General features: G+C 68.4%; 14 protein-coding genes. 8 read left to right on the top strand and 6 right to left on the bottom strand.

The window, feature by feature from the left end:
- Positions 1-50 precede the first annotated feature (50 nt).
- Together D472_RS0102140 and D472_RS0102135 are read left to right on the top strand one after the other, a co-directional pair.
- On the top strand, positions 51-1,835 hold the full coding sequence (locus D472_RS0102140) for a serine/threonine protein kinase (protein ID WP_026117302.1): 1,785 nt from the start codon (positions 51-53) through the stop codon (positions 1,833-1,835).
- A 556-nt stretch (positions 1,836-2,391) separates the two neighbouring features.
- Positions 2,392-3,057: a lytic polysaccharide monooxygenase auxiliary activity family 9 protein gene (locus D472_RS0102135; RefSeq protein ID WP_026117301.1), complete on the top strand. Its 666-nt coding sequence runs from the start codon at positions 2,392-2,394 to the stop codon at positions 3,055-3,057.
- Between the two features lie 155 nt (positions 3,058-3,212).
- On the opposite strand, the gene D472_RS0102130 is transcribed toward D472_RS0102135, so the two are convergent.
- Positions 3,213-3,923, bottom strand: coding sequence for a GntR family transcriptional regulator (locus D472_RS0102130; RefSeq protein ID WP_026117300.1), 711 nt, complete (start codon positions 3,921-3,923; stop codon positions 3,213-3,215).
- A gap of 718 nt (positions 3,924-4,641) precedes the next feature.
- Between D472_RS0102130 and D472_RS0102125 the strand changes: the two genes are divergently transcribed.
- From D472_RS0102125 to D472_RS0102105, 5 genes are read left to right on the top strand one after another with little or no spacing between them, the layout of a single operon-like run.
- The gene (locus tag D472_RS0102125) at positions 4,642-5,601 is read left to right on the top strand and encodes an ABC transporter substrate-binding protein (RefSeq protein ID WP_017602853.1); all 960 of its coding nucleotides are present in this window, start codon (positions 4,642-4,644) and stop codon (positions 5,599-5,601) included.
- Positions 5,598-6,437 carry an ABC transporter permease gene (locus D472_RS0102120; protein ID WP_017602852.1) on the top strand — a complete coding sequence of 280 codons (840 nt, stop codon included), beginning with the start codon at positions 5,598-5,600 and terminating at the stop codon, positions 6,435-6,437. Before D472_RS0102125 ends, D472_RS0102120 begins: the two co-directional genes overlap by 4 nt.
- Positions 6,434-7,342: an ABC transporter permease gene (locus tag D472_RS0102115; RefSeq protein ID WP_017602851.1), complete on the top strand. Its 909-nt coding sequence runs from the start codon at positions 6,434-6,436 to the stop codon at positions 7,340-7,342. Before D472_RS0102120 ends, D472_RS0102115 begins: the two co-directional genes overlap by 4 nt.
- 54 nt (positions 7,343-7,396) lie before the next feature.
- Complete coding sequence (locus D472_RS0102110; protein ID WP_033302983.1) at positions 7,397-8,182, top strand: ABC transporter ATP-binding protein; 786 nt, start codon at positions 7,397-7,399, stop codon at positions 8,180-8,182.
- Between the two features lie 38 nt (positions 8,183-8,220).
- A complete protein-coding gene (locus D472_RS0102105; RefSeq protein WP_017602849.1) occupies positions 8,221-9,681 on the top strand; it encodes an aldehyde dehydrogenase family protein in 1,461 nt (486 codons plus the stop codon).
- A 380-nt stretch (positions 9,682-10,061) separates the two neighbouring features.
- Here D472_RS0102105 and D472_RS0102095 read toward each other — a convergent pair whose 3' ends face one another.
- The 5 genes from D472_RS0102095 to D472_RS0102070 form a co-directional block, all read right to left on the bottom strand.
- Entirely contained in the window at positions 10,062-10,508 is a 447-nt protein-coding gene (locus D472_RS0102095) for a DUF6221 family protein (protein WP_017602848.1), read from the bottom strand.
- 44 nt (positions 10,509-10,552) lie between these two features.
- Positions 10,553-11,662, bottom strand: a complete 1,110-nt coding sequence (locus tag D472_RS24625; protein WP_017602847.1) for a ferric reductase-like transmembrane domain-containing protein — start codon at positions 11,660-11,662, stop codon at positions 10,553-10,555.
- A gap of 542 nt (positions 11,663-12,204) precedes the next feature.
- Positions 12,205-13,926: a SulP family inorganic anion transporter gene (locus tag D472_RS24620; protein ID WP_033302973.1), complete on the bottom strand. Its 1,722-nt coding sequence runs from the start codon at positions 13,924-13,926 to the stop codon at positions 12,205-12,207.
- A gap of 1 nt (position 13,927) precedes the next feature.
- A complete protein-coding gene (locus D472_RS0102075) occupies positions 13,928-14,254 on the bottom strand; it encodes an ArsR/SmtB family transcription factor (protein ID WP_017602844.1) in 327 nt (108 codons plus the stop codon).
- Between the two features lie 107 nt (positions 14,255-14,361).
- Positions 14,362-15,294 (bottom strand): LysR family transcriptional regulator, encoded by a 933-nt coding sequence (locus D472_RS0102070; RefSeq protein WP_017602843.1) that lies wholly within the window; start codon positions 15,292-15,294, stop codon positions 14,362-14,364.
- 69 nt (positions 15,295-15,363) lie between these two features.
- Here D472_RS0102070 and D472_RS0102065 point away from each other — a divergent pair.
- The coding region (locus D472_RS0102065; RefSeq protein ID WP_017602842.1) for an MFS transporter at positions 15,364-16,177 on the top strand (814 nt) is incomplete at its 3' end.

Here is a 16,177-nt window from a genome sequence, read left to right as displayed (position 1 = left end):
GGGGCCTCGTTGCATTGGGACAACGCCGCACAGGCCGGAGGTTGAGGACGTTGGGGCCGCTAGAGGGCACTGATCCGGAGCGCATCGGCCGGTACCGGCTGATCGGGCGCCTGGGTGCCGGGGGCATGGGTCAGGTGTTCTTCGGACGTTCGGCCGGCGGCCGCGCCGTCGCGATCAAACGCATCCATCCGCACATGGCCGCGGACACCTCCTTCCGGGAGCGGTTCGCTCGGGAGGTCACCGCGGCCCGCCAGGTCAGTGGCGCGTTCACCGCTCCGGTCATCGACGCCGACCCCGAGGACGAGGTGCCGTGGCTGGTGACCTCCTACGTACCTTCGTTGCCACTCGATGAGGCGGTGCGGACCCACGGCCCGCTGCCGGAGCCTTCGGTACGGGTGTTGGCGGCGGGGCTGGCCGAGGCACTGGCCGAGATCCACCGGGTGGGCCTGATCCACCGTGACCTCAAGCCTGGAAACGTCCTGTTGGCCGAGGACGGGCCACGGGTGATCGACTTCGGGATCGCGCGGGCCACCGATGGCACCGCGGCGACCCAGTCGGTGATCGGCACTCCGGGGTTCATGAGCCCCGAACAGGTCCAGGGCGAGGAGTTGACCCCGGCCAGTGACCTGTTCGCCTACGGCGCGGTGCTCGCGTACGCGTCCTCGGGGAGCGGGCCCTTCGGGGAGGGCAACATGCCCACGATGGTCATGCGCATCATCAGCCGAGAACCCGACCTGTCGGGGGTGCCCGAGTCACTGAGACACCTGGTGGCGGCCTGCCTGTCCAAGGACGCCAAGGGTCGCCCGGGCCCGGGGGAGATCCTGGACTACCTGGGCGATGTGCACGCGGGCGCCTCCTGGTTGCCGCCCGCGGTGATGATGGGCGTGCAGGAACAGGTGGCCAAGGTCAACAAGGCCCTGGCGACCTCGGCGGCCGACCCGGGGGCGACCGGAGGTCACCGACGGACCGAGGTGTTGGGCGCCGGGGGCGCCGCGGCCTTGGGCGGGGTGGCCGGAGCCGCCGCGGCCGGTGCGCTGGGCGATGACCAGTCCACCCAGGTGGCCCCCTCGGCCGGGCAGGGCCAGGACCCGACGGCGGGTGCGACCTCGGTACTGGGAAACCAGCCTGGCCAGGGCTACCAGCCCACCCGACGGTTCCCGAGTGAGGGGCAGCGGCCGGGGCAGTCTCCGCCCACGGCACGTTTGGACTCCACACACCGGCAGGGCGGCCCCGGGGGAGAGGACCCCTACGCGGACCTGTACGGGGCACGCCGCGATACCGCGGACCCGCACCAGGCACAACAGGAGCAGTACCGCCAGGCCGAGGAACAGCGGCGGCGCCAGATGGAGCAGCGGCGCCTGCAGCAGCAGGAGGAGGAACAGCGCGCCCGGCAACAGCGTGAGGAGCAGCGACGTCGCCAGGAGGCCGAACGTGCCCACCGCGACCGGATACGCGCCGAACAGGAGGCGACCCGCCGAGCGCAGGCGGAGGCGCGACAGGCGGACCAGCCCAGCCTGTGGAGTTTCGTCAAGGTACTACCGCTGTTGATCCTGCCACTGATCCAGATCCCCTTGGGGTACGGTGCGGCGCTGGCGTGGACGTGGTTCACCACCGAAACCGACGTGTGGACGGGTGCTCCGTACTACTTCGAACCCTGGAGCATGGCCTCTTTTTGGCACGCGACCATGCTGGGCTACTTCATTCTGAACAACCTGGTGGCGCTGGAGTACCTGGTGCGGTCGTTGCGGACTTCGTTCGTGACGGGCGCGGTGCTGGCGTTGGGCGTGATCGCGGCGACCAACGGACTGTTGTACAGCTTCGGTTTCTGGGGCTGAATCGATCTCTGCGCGGGGGCGGTGGACCGATCGGTCCACCGCCCCCGTTTCCTCTGGGACACATCATGGCCATTGGTGTGACCAGTGGTCGTCCTCGCACTTCACGCGGGTCTCACCTGTTCGGCGATTGATGACTCAACGTGTGATGTGTGGAGCTATGAGTAAAGAATTCGCGTAGACCCCCCTTGTGGTCGGGTTCGGTGCTTGTTAAGTTGCACCACAACCCCCATGGGAACGCTCCCATGGACAGGGTTTTCAGGAATGGTAGTCACAGAGGCAAACGGAGAGGCGTAGTGCACCGACCCCCCTCACCGGTGTTCCCGGCAGGTTCCGCCCCGGTTCCGCTCCTGCCGACGCACACCGCTTGGCCGCTCATCGCCCCGAGCGATGGGACCCGTGGGGCCCGTACTGAAGCCGGACTCCCGTGGGCCGTGGTGACACCGACCGCACCACCCCTTGGGGAGGGCGTGTCCGCTACGCCCTCGACGGCACCGCCGCCGAGGCCAGGGCACGCTCCGTTCATCACCGAACCCCGCGAACCCCGAAAGGAAGCCCCATGAGAACCCTCGCCAGGACCGGAGCACTCACCGCGTCGGCCGCCCTCATAGGCGGTCTGGCCCTGACCCTGAGCGCGGAGTCGGCCGAGGCCCACGGTGCCTTCACCTATCCCGCCAGCCGCACCTACGCCTGTTACGTCGACGGCATCCAGGGCGGTCAGGGCGGCAACGTCGTGCCCACCAATCCCGCCTGCGCCGATGCCCTGGCAGAGGGCGGCAACTACGCCTTCTACAACTGGTTCGGCAACCTGATCAGCGACTCCGACGGTCGCCACCAGGAGTTCGTGGCCGACGGTGAACTGTGCGGCCCCACCGACGACTTCGCCGCCTTCAACGCGGTGCGTTCGGACTGGCCCACCACGTCGATGCCCTCGGGACAGACCGTGGAGTTCCACCACAACGCCTGGGCGCCCCACCCGGGCACCTTCTACACCTACGTCACCAACTCCGGCTGGTCGCCCGATTCTCCGGTGAACTGGTCGGATCTGGAGCTCATCGACGAGGTCACCGACCCGCCGCTGCGCGAGGGCGGTGTGGAGGGCGCCGAGTACTACTGGGACGTGGACCTGCCCCAGCGTTCGGGCCAGCACGTCATCTACGTGGTCTGGGAGCGCTCGGACAGCCCCGAGGCGTTCTACAACTGCTCCGACGTGGTCTTCAACTGACCCGTCCACCCAAGGCCCTCCTGTGGAGGGTCGGGGCCCGGTCTCGCAGGAGGAGACCGGGCCCCGACCCGTTTCGGAGGCTGGACGGGTTCGTCGGCGACCCCGGAGGTGGGCCGGTGGGGTCGTACCGAAGAAGATGGGCTCAGGGGCGCGGCTCAGCGGGGAGCGTCAGAGCGTCCATGGTCCACGAGAGGGGCTAGAACGCGCCGGGCCGCGTCGACGTGTTCCTCGGCGGCCCGGGCCAGTTCCTCGCTGGGGCCGCGGCTGATGAGGCGGACCAGATCGTGGTGTTCGGCGACCAGAAGGTCACGATAGTGGGCCTGGTCGCGTTCGATCCGTACGAGTTGGATCAGGCGGACCTGGGAGCGCACCCCGTGCCAGGAGTCGGTCAGGCGACTGTTGTCGGCCGCCTCGTAGACACGGTCGTGGAAGGCCAGGTCCAAGGCGAGCAGGGTCAGGCCGTCGGCGTCGTCTTCCAGGGCACGGCCCATGGCCTGGACCAGGGAGTCCAGGTCGGCCAGGCGGGTGGGGGTCATGTTGGCCGCGGCGCTGACGGTGGCCAGACGTTCCAGTGCGGCGCGCACCATGTAGACCTCGTTGACGTCCTGGGGGCCCAAGTCGATCACCCGAGCGCCACGATGCCACTCACTGCGCACGAGGCCCTCACGTTCGAGCATGGCCAGTCCCTCGCGTACCGATCCACGGCTCACGTCCAGGGAGGAGGCCAGGTCGACCTCGCGCAGGGGCTCGCCCGGAGCGACTCGCCCGGTGAGGATGGATTCCCGGATGTGGTCGGCCACCTCGTGGGCCAGGCCCCGTCTGCGGACCCGCCGGACCCCGTTGTTACTGCCGTCGTCTCGTGCCACGTCGCAAAAGTGTAGGGCGCACACGGAGGAAAGGGAGAACCACGTGGATCTTGGTACCGTCCACGGTGGATTTTGGTGCCATTCGTGATGTTCAAATGTTGACATTTCGACAAGGTCTGGTCGAACATGGGGCCTCGTGCGGAGTTCTGCTCCGTGGTCCGGGTTCCGTCCTGATCCGGACCACGGGCCCCGCCTTCGACCGTTCGGTGTCCGAGCGTGGTGCTCGTCGACCGTTGCCGGACCTCTTTCCCACCCCTGGTGGATGCGTCGCTTCGGGCCTGGTGGCCCTTGACCCTCCTTGCGCTCCGAACGAGACTCCGCATCCCTTCCTCGGCGCTCCCTGAACGGCGTCCCCTGATCGACGGGCCGGGGCGATGGATCTTCCTCGCGTCCTTGCGAGAACGCCGTCCGGTCATGGTCATTCGGTCTTCGGCTGTTCGCGTGTTCGAAATGTTCCTCACCTGCGCCTTGACCCGGTGATCGGGATCACCTATGTTCACTTACTGAACACATGTTCGCAGGGCGTACATAATGAGTGCGCCTTCCATCCTTGGTCCGTCGGAGTCTCCACACAGTGCCCTTCGGCTCTCGCCACCGCCATCGCGGCACCGCTGGACACACTCCTGTACCGATCCCCGCCCACCGACCATCACCCTGATCCACCCCCGCCACCCCGAAGCAGGCCCATCCCCTGCCGGCCCGTCCCAGGAGAGAACAGATGACCGCCATCAAGACCAGAGCGCTCGCCATCGGCGCCATACTCGCCCTGACCGCCACGGCCTGCGGCACCGGCGAAGAAGCCACCGACGAGAGCGGCCTGACCCCCGTCACGGTGGGCGTCCTCCCGATCACCGCGGTCGCCCCGCTCTACCTCGGCGTGGAACAGGGACTCTTCGAGGAACAGGGACTGGACGTGACCATCGAGACCGGCGGTGGTGGCGCCACCACGGTGCCCCGAGTGGTCAGCGGCGAACTCGACTTCGCCTTCGGCAACCTCGCCTCCATCATTATCGCCCGCGAACAAGGCCTTCCCCTGACCGTGGTCGCCAACGGCATGACCACCACCGGCGACGCCGACACCGACTACAGTGCCCTGGTCGTGCCCCCGGACAGCGACGTCACCGGCGCAGCCGACCTCGAAGGCGCCACCGTGGCCATCGACAACCTCAACAACATCGGTGACACCTCCGTGCGCAACTCGGTACGCGTGGACGGGGGCGACCCCGCCGACCTGGAGTTCATCGAACTGGCCTTCCCCGACATGCCCAGCGCCCTGGGCAACGGCCAGGTCGACGCCGCCTGGGTCGTCGAGCCCTTCTTGACCATCGCCCTCGAACAGGGCGCCACCGAGATCGCCGGTAACTTCGTCGACCTGCACCAGGACCTGTCCATCGCCGCCTACTTCACCGGCGAGGAACTCATCCAAGAGGACCCCGAGACCGTCGACGCCTTCACCGAGGCCATGAACGCCTCACTGGCCTACGCCGAGGAGAACCCCGAGGAGACCGAGCAGATCCTCACCACCTACACCGAGATCAACGAAGAGATCATCGACGACCTGCGCTGGCCGCGCTTCCCCAGCACCATCGACACCGACGCCGTGGCCACCCTCGCCGACCTGATGGTCACCGACGGCCTCATCGACGCCGACCCCGACCTGGACACCCTCATCCGATGAGCACCGTCACCACACAGGCCCCGGCCCCGGGCGGCGTCCGTCGCCCGGGCGCCCGGGCGCGCAGCGCACCCAACCGACCCCTCCTCGGCATCCTGGGCGTCACGACCCTGCTCCTGCTGTGGGAGGCCATGCCCCGCGCCGGGGTGCTGCCCGAACGCTACTTCCCACCCGTCTCCGAAGTCCTGCTCACCCTCGCCGAACGCGCCCTGACCGGCCCGTTCTGGGAGGCGGTCGGACACACCCTGTACGGATGGGCCCTGGGTCTGGCCATCGCCTTCGTCGCCGCCGTCGTCCTGGGCTTCGCGCTGGGGGCGGCGCCTCGCGTGCGGGCCTTCACCACCTCCACGGTGGATTTCTTGCGCCCCATCCCGTCCGTGGCCCTGATCCCGCTGGCCGTGCTCGTGTACGGAACCGACATCCGCTCCACCCTGCTCCTGGTGATCTACGCCTGTTTTTGGCTCATCTACATCCAGGTCCTGTACGGGGTGGCCGACGTCGACCCGGTCGCCGAACAGACCGCCCGCTCCTACGGGTTGGGCCGCCTGTCCCGCATCCGTTACGTGGTGTGGCCCACCACGCTGCCCTACCTGATGACCGGCTTGCGCCTGGCCGCCGCCGTCGGCCTCATCCTGTCCATCACCGCCCAGCTCATCATCGGCTCACCCGGGATCGGACAACAGATCACCACCGCCCAACAGGGCAACGCCATCGCCCTCGTCTACGCCTGGATCGTGGCCACCGGAATCCTCGGCGTGATCATCAACATCGGTGTGCGGGCCCTGGAGCGTCGCGTCCTGCGCTGGCACACCTCCGTTCGCGGGGAGGTCACCACATGAGCCGGACCGCCCTCGGCGATACACGATCCACACCGCACGACCCCCAGAACCCGCCCACGGCGGACCCGACCGAACAGGAGAGCCCCGTGGCCCGCACCACGCGGCGCCGCCCCGGTGCCGGCGGACCGGCCGGCGTGGCCCTGCGCACCGCGCACATCCTGCTGCTGCCCACCGTGCTCATCGGTCTGTACTGGGCCTTCACCGCCCAACCCGGTGCCGGTTTCTACACACCGACCCCGTCCGCCATCGGGTCGGCCTTCGCGGAACTGTGGTTCTCCGACCGTTTCTTCGTCGACGTCCTGCCCAGCCTGGGCCGCCTGCTCACCGGCTTCGCCCTGGCCGCCCTGATCGGTGTGGGTCTGGGTGTGCTCTTGGGCCTGGACTCCCGCGTGCGCGCCACGATCGAACCCGTCCTGGAGTTTTTGCGCGCCATTCCGCCACCCGTCCTGGTGCCGTTGATGATCATGCTCGCCGGTATCGACGACACCATGAAGATCACCGTCATCGTCTTCGGGTGCGTGTGGCCCATCCTGCTCAACACCGTCGAGGGCGTGCGCGCCGTCGACCCGGTCCTGTCCGACACCGCCCGCTGCTACGGCATCACCGGGACCACCCGCCTGCGTGTACTCATCCTGCGCTCGGCCAGTCCCCAGATCATGGCTGGACTGCGCCTGGCCTTGGCCCTGGCCATCATCCTCATGGTCATCAGCGAGATGTTCGCCAGCTCCAGTGGTCTGGGTTTCGCCATCGTCCAGTTCCAGCGCACCTTCGCCATCCCCGAGATGTGGGCGGGCATGGTCCTGCTCGGCGTTCTCGGCTTCGTGCTGTCGTCCCTGTTCGAATTCGTCGAAGGTCGCGTCCTGGGTTGGTACCGCGGCCTGCGCGCCGCACACCGGGGAGAGTGACCCGTGACCACCACCCATGAATCCGTCCCGCACCACCTGGGAGAACGCCCCACCATGCTCAAGGTCACCGGCCTGCAGAAGATCTACAACGGGGGCGCCACGGCGGTGGAGGCCGTGCGCGACTTGACCTTCGAGCTCGCCCAAGGCGAGCTGGTCTGCCTCGTCGGTCCCTCCGGGTGTGGCAAGACCACTCTGCTCAAGTGCATCGCAGGCCTCATGCCGCCCACCAACGGCACCGTGGAACTGGCCGGGCAGCCCGTACTCTCACCTCCACCGGGCATGGCCGTGGTCTTCCAGGAATACGGGCGCAGCCTCTTCGCGTGGATGAGCGTGAGCGCCAACGTCGAGCTGCCCCTCAAGGAGAAGAAGCTTCCCAAGGCCCGCCGAGCCGAACTGGTCGCCGAATCCCTCGAAGCGGTCGGCCTGACCGACTTCGCCGACGCCTACCCCTGGCAGCTCTCCGGCGGTATGCAGCAGCGCGTGGCCATCGCCCGGGCGATCGCCTACGAGCCCCAGGTGCTGCTCATGGACGAACCCTTCGCCGCCGTGGACGCCCAGACCCGCGCCGACCTCGAAGACCTGGTCCGCCAGATCTGGAAGCGCTTGGGCGTGACCGTCCTGTTCGTCACCCACGACATCGACGAAGCCGTTTACCTGGGCGAACGTGTCCTGGTGTTGTCCAACTCACCTACAGTCGTCCAAGACGACGTCATCGTGGACCTGCCGGTCGAACGCGACCAGTTGACCACCCGACAGGACGAACGCTTCACCCACCTGCGCGCCCACGTCTACGCCCAGATCCAACAGGCCAAGAAGGGCACCCCGACCCCCGCCGCCTGACCCCGCCGCATCAGCAACGAACCCGCAAGGAGCCCACCGTGAGCCTGCTCGACGCCGACAAGTTCACCTCCGCCCTCTTCACCGGCGCCTGGACCCCCGCCAAGGGAGGCGACACTGAGGTCGTCTCGCCCTCCTCGGGCACCGTCCTGGGGCGTATCGGCATCGCCGACGCCGACGACGTCCACGAGGCCGCCCAGCGTGCCGCCAAGGTCCAGCCCGCCTGGGCCGCACTCTCCTTCGAGGAGCGCGCAGCCATCCTGCGCCGCGCTGGAGACATCCTCAACGCCAACGCCCAGGAGATCTCCCACTGGCTCAGGCACGAAGGCGGAGCCGCCGCCGGCATGGCCGGTTTTCAGGTGCACGTGGCCTCCGAGGAGTGCTATGAGGCCGCCGCCCTGGCCTCCCAGCCGCACGGTGAGATCCTGCGTACCGCCAAGCCGCGACTGAGCTTCTCGCGCCAGGTGCCCGTGGGCGTGGTCGGGGTCATCGCCCCCTTCAACGTCCCCCTCATCCTGGGCATCCGTTCGGTCGCCCCGGCCTTGGCCGTGGGCAACTCCGTCATCCTCAAGCCCGACCCGCGCACCGCCGTGTGCGGTGGCGCGGTCCTGGCCGAGGTGTTCCGCCAGGCCGGGGTGCCCGAAGGCGTCTTCCAGGTGCTGCCCGGAGGCGTGGAGGCCGGTGAGGCCTTGGTGGCCACCCCGCCCGTGCGCGTCATCTCCTTCACCGGCTCCACCCCGGCCGGCCGCAAGGTCGGCGAGGCGGCCGCCCGCCACCTCAAGCGCGCCCACCTCGAACTGGGCGGCAACTCACCCCTGGTGATCCTGGACGATGCCGACGTGGAAGCCGCCGCCTCCATCGGCGCATGGGGGTCCTTCCTGCATCAAGGCCAGATCTGCATGACCACCGGACGTCACCTGGTGCACGAATCGATCGCCGACGCCTACGTCGACGAGCTCGCGGCCAAGGCCGAGGCCCTGGCCGTGGGCAGCACCGAACAGGACGGCGCCGCCCTGGGACCCATCATCGACACCGGCCAGCGCGACAAGATCCACCACCTGGTCACCTCCAGTGTCGAGGCCGGAGCCCGCCTACGCGCCGGCGGCACCTACGAGGGCCTGTACTACCGGCCCACCGTCCTGGACCAGGTGAGCACCACCACCGCGGCCTACGCCGAGGAGGTCTTCGGTCCCGTGGCCCCGGTGATGCGTTTCTCCGGCATCGACGAACTCGTCGAACTGGCCACGAGCAGTGAGTACGGGCTCTCCCTGGGCGTGATCACCACCAACCCCATGCGAGGACTGGAGATCGCCGATCGCATCCCCAGCGGCATCGTGCACGTCAACGACCAGACGGTCGACGACGAGGCCGTGGCACCCTTCGGTGGTGTGGGCGATTCGGGAACCGGGTCACGCTTCGGTGGTACCCGCGCCAACCTGGAGGCCTTCACCGAGACCCAGTGGATCACCATGCAGGCCGACCCCGCCCGATACCCCTTCTAGCCCGCAGCCCCTTCCACGGGTGTCGGTGCCTCCATGGGTTCGGGAAGGAACCGGCCCCCGATGCCCCTTCCGGTCCGTGGATTCCGCTCGCACCGAGAGCACCGGGTCGCCGCCGTGGACGAGGCGTGCACGGAAGCGATCCGGTGACACGTGGGTGGAAACGCGACTCGCGCCCTCGCCGTGTTCGGGGTGCTCGCTCACCACCTGCCGCCGTAAGCGGCTCCGAAAGAGACCGCCGCGCCGAAGGCTCCCGCCCGAGGCGCCCCCCTCACGGCGAAAGGCCTTTGCGCGGCGGTCTGCCTCAGGTGCGGTCTCGTATCCGACCGAGGCTCGCCACCTGCGCACAGACCAGGGACGGCCCGGACACGGAAAGGTAGGACTCACCGTCGAGGAGGAGCCTCCCGAGGAGACCATCGTGAACGGTGGTCGGGATGCTCGGAGAAGGAGAGGGCGAGCAGGGGAAGGATGAATTCCTCGTATTCGCGGAGCAGAGGTTCCCGGTCCGGGTGGTCGACCCTATCGGCGTGAAGCAGTTCGTACTGTTCCAGCAGGCGCCGGGTGGACTCCAGGGACCGGAGAACGTGTGCGGGGTCGTTGCGGCTGATGTGTTCCGAGCGCGCGCGATCCATCCGCGCGTCTTCACCGGGGGTCGACGCCACGGTCGCGCCGTCCACGGACTCCACGCCGTCCAGCCGAGCCGACCACGTTCGCTCGGCGGAGGAGGCCCCCGCGGCGAGTGCGCCCCGCCACCCTTCGTCCATGCGCGCCCGTAGGAACGAGAGCAAAGCCTCCAACGCATCCCCCTGATCGTTTCGGTGTTCCCCCAAGGGTTCGATACCTCGAAGGACATCGGAGCGTGCCTGGACGAACCCTATAGCGGATGTTCGGAGTCATCACGACCGGAAGCGGGGCCCAGGGGGCCTTGTCGCACTCGCGACTCGGGCTCGATCCGCCCACCGCGGGAAACCCGTTCCCCACCCGACCTCACGGCCAAGGCCACCGCGCCCATCACCGTCAGTACGACGGCGAGCCCGCCCCAGACCATGGGCTGGGTGACGAGCATGTCCCCACTCTCCTGTCCCGGAGTCCTGCCACCGTCCCGGCCGGAGACCGTGACCAGCAAGATCACGACCACTCCCGCAGCCACCGACAACCGCCCGCCCAGCCTCGACAGAGGGCCGACACCACCGCCCAGGTCGGCGCGAGTGAGCCTCTCCTCACGCCGCAGCGGTGCCAGCAAGCGGGCCAGGAACAACAGGGCCACCGGAAGTTGGAGACCCCACACGATGGTGCGGAACCAACCGTCGAACCACACGTTGGTGCCGTACAACAGGGTGTGCCACACACTCAACACGTAGACCAGGATCACGAACCGGTGCAACACCCGCCACAGACGCGATCCCGTCCACGCCCGAAGGTAGAACGACAGGCTCAAGGGGATTGCGAGGTAGAGGGCGATCAGACCGAGGAGGATCGCGACCTGACCAGTGCCGGTGGCGTACCCGCCGGGGACGAAGACGTCGACGAAGGCCGACCACACCAGCCTTCCCCAGGACAGGCCGTCCTCGTTCTGTCGGAGCAACTCCAGGAAGAACGCCAGGGCGTGGGCGAACATCAGCCCGATGGTGGTGATGCTGGCGACCCGGTGCCAGTGTTCCATGCGGGCGTGAGAGAGCGGTGACCGGGAAACCGGTCGGGTCGAGCGCGACAGCCCGAGCATGACGGTGATCCACGCCCACAGCATCGCCGACCAACCGAAGGCCTGGCACGCCCAGTACAGCCAGTACGTCCTGGCGTCCGCGAGGTAGGGCATGACCTCCAGGGTCGCCGAAGTGCCGTGGTCGATGCGTCGGTACAGGATCACGAAGATCACCGCGGTCACCATGAGGGCCGCGGTGGAGTCGATGAGCAAGGTGCGCAGATCCGCGCGTAGCGTCCTGCGGTCGAACCGAGGACGCGGTCTGAGGGGGGAGGACATCATGGCTCCAAGTGGGAGAGCGGGGATCCGGTTCGAGGGTGGGAGGGGGGCGGAGGTGGAACACGGACCGCACTGGCACGCTAGCGGAAAGTCGACGCCACGCCCAGGGTTGTTGAGTGCTCAATCATTGCCGAACGGATCTCGATTGTGAGGAGGCCGGTGAGATCCTCGGGTAATCGCTCGCTCCAGCGGGTGGTCACTCGTCGGCGGGGGTTTGGAAACCGCCCTGCCCGGAGCCCGGCCCTGGCGAGGCCGACCCTACGATCGAGCACATGGGCAACGGGCCTTCATCCACGGCCCCTCCGGCGGCGATCGCACACGTGGGCGGGGAAACGTCGGAGCTCGTGCTCTCGACCGTCGAACGGGCCTGGCCCCGCCTCTTCGAAATGACCAGGCCCACCCTGTCGATCGCCACCCGACCGTGGTGTCGTGACGGCGCCGCGCGCTCTCGCGGCCAGGCCCGTCCCGGTCAGCGCCTCGACCCCGGATCACGACCTCACCCGGAAGCCGTGATCCGAAAATCCTCGACCCTCGCGACCCCAGGCTCAGATCGAAGAAGTCCCCACGTCGTCCAGGGTTCCGCGTTCACGCAACAGGGCGTGGGCGTGGGCGATCGCCTCGGGGGTGGTGTCGAACACCAGCCCTTGTTCCTGTAGACGAGCGACCACCCCGAGCGCCGTCAACGCCCGGGTATGGTCTTGGCGCACTCCCGACAACAGCACCGTGATGCCCCTGCGCTCCAAACGCTCCACCGCATCGCCCAACACCAGGGCTCCGGTGGCGTCCACCGCGCTGACCCGCGACATTCGCAGGATCACCACGGACACGTCGGCCACCTCGGTCAACTCCAGCAGGAACCGGTGCGCGGCCGCGAAGAACAGTGGCCCGTCCAGCCGGTAGGCCACGATGTGCTCGTCCAACAGAGCACGCTCTTGCGCACCGTGGTCACCGGACCACCCCTTCGACAGCTCCACCCGGTTCAGGCGGGCCTCGCGCGCGACCGCGCGCAGGGCCAGGAACGCGGTGACCGCCATGCCCAACAGCACCGCCGTGACCAGGTCCAGGGCCAAGGTGGCGACCGCGGTGATCACCAGCACGACGGCGTCACCTCGGGTGGAACGCATCATCGCGCGCACCGAACCCACCTCGACCATCCGCACGGCCGTGGCCAACAGGACACCGCCCAGAGCCGCCAGCGGCACCAGCTCCACCAACGGGGCGGCGAGCAGGACCACCACGGCCAACACCAGCGCGTGCATGGCCGCGGCCAGACGGCTGTTGGCGCCCGAGCGCACGTTCACGGCCGTTCGCGCGATCGCCGCGGTGGCGGGCACCCCACCGAAGATCGGCGCGGCCAGGTTGGCCACACCCTGACCGAAGAGTTCACGGTCGGGATCGTGACGTTCGTCCACGCGCATCCCGTCGGCCACCGTCGCCGACAGCAGCGACTCCAGGGCCGCCAGAGCCGCCACCGCCACGGCCGCGCCCATCAACGGGCCCATCGCGGACAGGTCCAGGAACGACAGGGAGGGCGCGGGCAGGCCGGCCGGTAGGGCGCCGATCGTAGGCGTGGACAACGGTGTGAAGTGCACCAACAGGGTCGCTGCGGCCACCGCCAACAGAGAGAACGGCAAGGTGGGCCGCCACCGCGTCCCCAGCAACATCACCGCGGCCACCCCCAACGCGACCAGCAGCGGCGTCCAGTTCGGATCCGCCACGAAGTCCATGACCAAAAAGGCCGCGCCCGCCAGAACGTCGTGTCCCTCGGGTTGGGGCAGACCCAGCACGAACGGGGCCTGCTGTAGGGCGATGACGACGGCGATCCCCAGGGTGAAACCCTCGATCACCGGAGCGGGAACGTAGCGCATGTACCGTCCGCCTCGGGCCCAGGCCAGGGCCAACAGGATCAGCCCCGCCATCATCCCGACCATGAGCACACCGGTGGGCCCGTGCACGGCCACGATGGGCACCAGCACCACGGTCATGGCACCGGTGGGCCCCGAGACCTGGAGGTTGGAACCCCCGAACACGGCGGCCAGGAACCCGGCGACGATCGCGGTGACCAGTCCGGCCTGGGCACCCAGCCCGGAGGAGATGCCAAAACCCAAAGCCAGGGGCAGCGCGACGATCGCGACCGTCACACCGGCGAGCAGGTCCCGTCCGGGGGAGCGGCGCATGGCGGTGAAGTCGGAACGTTGGGGCAGGAGCGTGCGCACACTCGTCCACAGCCTCCGGCCGAGGTGGGAAGGGGAAGTCGTCCGTGCCATGTCAACCGCCACGCAGTTCCGACAACAGTTCCTCGCGTCCGGTACTGAGCTCGGTGAGGATGCGGCGGGCGGCGATCAAGAGGTCGGCGACGTCGGTGCCGGCCAATTCGTAGACCACGGTGGAACCCTCGCGTCGAGAGGTGACGATGCCCGAACGCCGCAGGACCGACAGTTGTTGGGACAGGCTGGAGGGCTCCACGTCCACGTCGGTCAAGAGTTCGCGGACGGCCTTGGGGCCATCCTGGAGCAGTTCCAGGACGCGGATGCGGATGGGGTGGCCGAGCATGCGGAAGAATTCCGCCTTGGCCTGGTACAGGGGTCGATGCACAGCACGCCTCAAGGGTCGACGGATCGGGGATGTACTCACCATATCTTCAATTGAAGAATTCTCCATGTTTTCATGGTGTCGCGTCGCTCACCCGCTTCCCTCCGCCCTCACCCGGTCAGACCCGGGATGACCTTCGGCCCCACCCGGCACACGTACTCACGGAACAGCCCGACCGCCGGCGGTTCGTAACCACCTCCGGACCCCTCACCGGGCCACACGATCCCCACCGGACGCTCGGCCTCCCCCTCGCCCAAGGACAACTCCGCCGTGCCACCGAGTGGACCCTTGGGGCGTGCCGGCAACACCGACACCCCCAGACCCGCCGCCACCAACCCCCGCGCCGTGGCGATGTCGTCGGCCTCGAAGGCCACCCTGGGCGTGAAACCGGCCAGGTCCTCCAACCGGTCGGTCAGATGTCGCACCCCCCGTCCGGGCTTGAGCAGGATGAACTCATCGCGCACCGACGCCAACGACACCACGCCCGCATTCGCCGCCGGATGATGTTCGGGTACCACCAGACGCAGGTACTGGGTGTGCAACACCCGCGAGACCAACCCCTGTCCCGACGGTAGGGGAGAGGTCAACGCCAGATCCGCGCCCCCGGCCGACAGACGATGAAGCGAGTCGGCCCACGGTTCCTGGGTGAGGGTGAACCGCACCCCCGGATGCTCGGCGCGAAACCCCCGCAGGAGCACCGGCACCACCTCCACCCCGAGCGTGGGCAAGAACGTGAGCGCCACCCGGCCCTCCTCGACACCGGTGAGTTCGGCCACCCCCTGACGCAGATCATCCAACGCCCGTTCCACGTGTGGCAGCAACGAGCGCCCGGCACGGGTCAACCGGATTCCCCGCCCGGTGCGCTCCACCAACGCCATCCCCAACTCGTCCTGCAAACGCGACAACGCCCTGCTCAACGTGGGCTGGGGTATGTTCAACGCCTCGGCCGCGCCGGTGACGTGCTCGGTCCGGGCGATGGCCGAGAACATCTCCAGTCGCGGAGCCAACACTCGGGTCAACGCCTCCACGTCGGGTTCATCCATGCGAAACAGTATGCATGAACCCGAAATCATGCATTGGACGTATGAAACGACGCTTCCTAGCGTTGAACCATGACCGTGACCAGCACGTCCACCACCGATCTCAAACCCAGGGCCGGCACCTGGGCCTATCGACGCACGGTCATCGCCCTGGTGGCCGCCGCCGTGGCCACCTTCGCCCAACTGTGGTCGGTCCAACCGATCCTGCCCGCCATCGCCGCCGGCTTCGACACCACCGCCGGCCAGGCGGCCCTCACCGTCTCCCTGGCCACCGGAGGCCTGGCCGGCTTCACCCTGATCTGGAGCGGTGTCGCCGATCGCATCGGTCGGGCCCGCGTGATCGCCCTCTCCCTGGCACTGTCCATCCTGCTGGGGGCCGCGGCGCCCTTCGCCGGCGAACTTTGGATCCTGCTCTTGCTGCGTACCCTCCAAGGCGCCGCTTTGGGCGGAGTCTCGGCCGCCGCCGTCGCCTACCTGGCCGAGGAGATCCACCCCGCCGACGCCCCCAAGGCCACCGGCCTGTACATCGCCGGTAACCCCCTCGGTGGCATGGGCGGACGACTCCTGGCCGGATTCGCCGCCGAACACGGCGGTTGGCAGTGGGGAGTGGCCGCCAACACCATCCTGGGACTGGCCACCCTGATCGTGTTCGTGCTGGTCCTACCGCGACAGAGGCGGACCGGCCCCCTCCACCGCACCGACACCGCCGAAACGATCGGTCTGGGTCCACGCCTACGCGCCGCCTCGACCACTCGTGGCCTGCCCGCCCTCTACGCCCAGGCCCTCCTGCTCATGGGTGCCTTCATGGCCGTGTACAACGTGCTGGGCTTTCGCCTGACCGATGAACCCTTCGGCCTGTCCCAGGCCGTGGCCTCACTACTGTTCC

This window comes from Nocardiopsis alkaliphila YIM 80379, from assembly GCF_000341005.1.
GTDB lineage: Bacteria > Actinomycetota > Actinomycetes > Streptosporangiales > Streptosporangiaceae > Nocardiopsis > Nocardiopsis alkaliphila.
The sequence above is the reverse complement of the archived record's forward strand: the minus strand, read 5'-3'. Positions and strand labels throughout refer to the sequence as shown.

Coding starts and splice junctions, on each gene's coding strand:
- D472_RS0102135 (WP_026117301.1), top strand. CDS start 2,392: ATGAGAACCCTCGCCAGGACCGGAGCACTCACCGCGTCGGCCGCCCTC.
- D472_RS0102110 (WP_033302983.1), top strand. CDS start 7,397: ATGCTCAAGGTCACCGGCCTGCAGAAGATCTACAACGGGGGCGCCACG.
- D472_RS24625 (WP_017602847.1), bottom strand. CDS start 11,662: ATGATGTCCTCCCCCCTCAGACCGCGTCCTCGGTTCGACCGCAGGACG.
- D472_RS24620 (WP_033302973.1), bottom strand. CDS start 13,926: ATGGCACGGACGACTTCCCCTTCCCACCTCGGCCGGAGGCTGTGGACG.
- D472_RS0102125 (WP_017602853.1), top strand. CDS start 4,642: ATGACCGCCATCAAGACCAGAGCGCTCGCCATCGGCGCCATACTCGCC.
- D472_RS0102120 (WP_017602852.1), top strand. CDS start 5,598: ATGAGCACCGTCACCACACAGGCCCCGGCCCCGGGCGGCGTCCGTCGC.
- D472_RS0102115 (WP_017602851.1), top strand. CDS start 6,434: ATGAGCCGGACCGCCCTCGGCGATACACGATCCACACCGCACGACCCC.
- D472_RS0102070 (WP_017602843.1), bottom strand. CDS start 15,294: ATGGATGAACCCGACGTGGAGGCGTTGACCCGAGTGTTGGCTCCGCGA.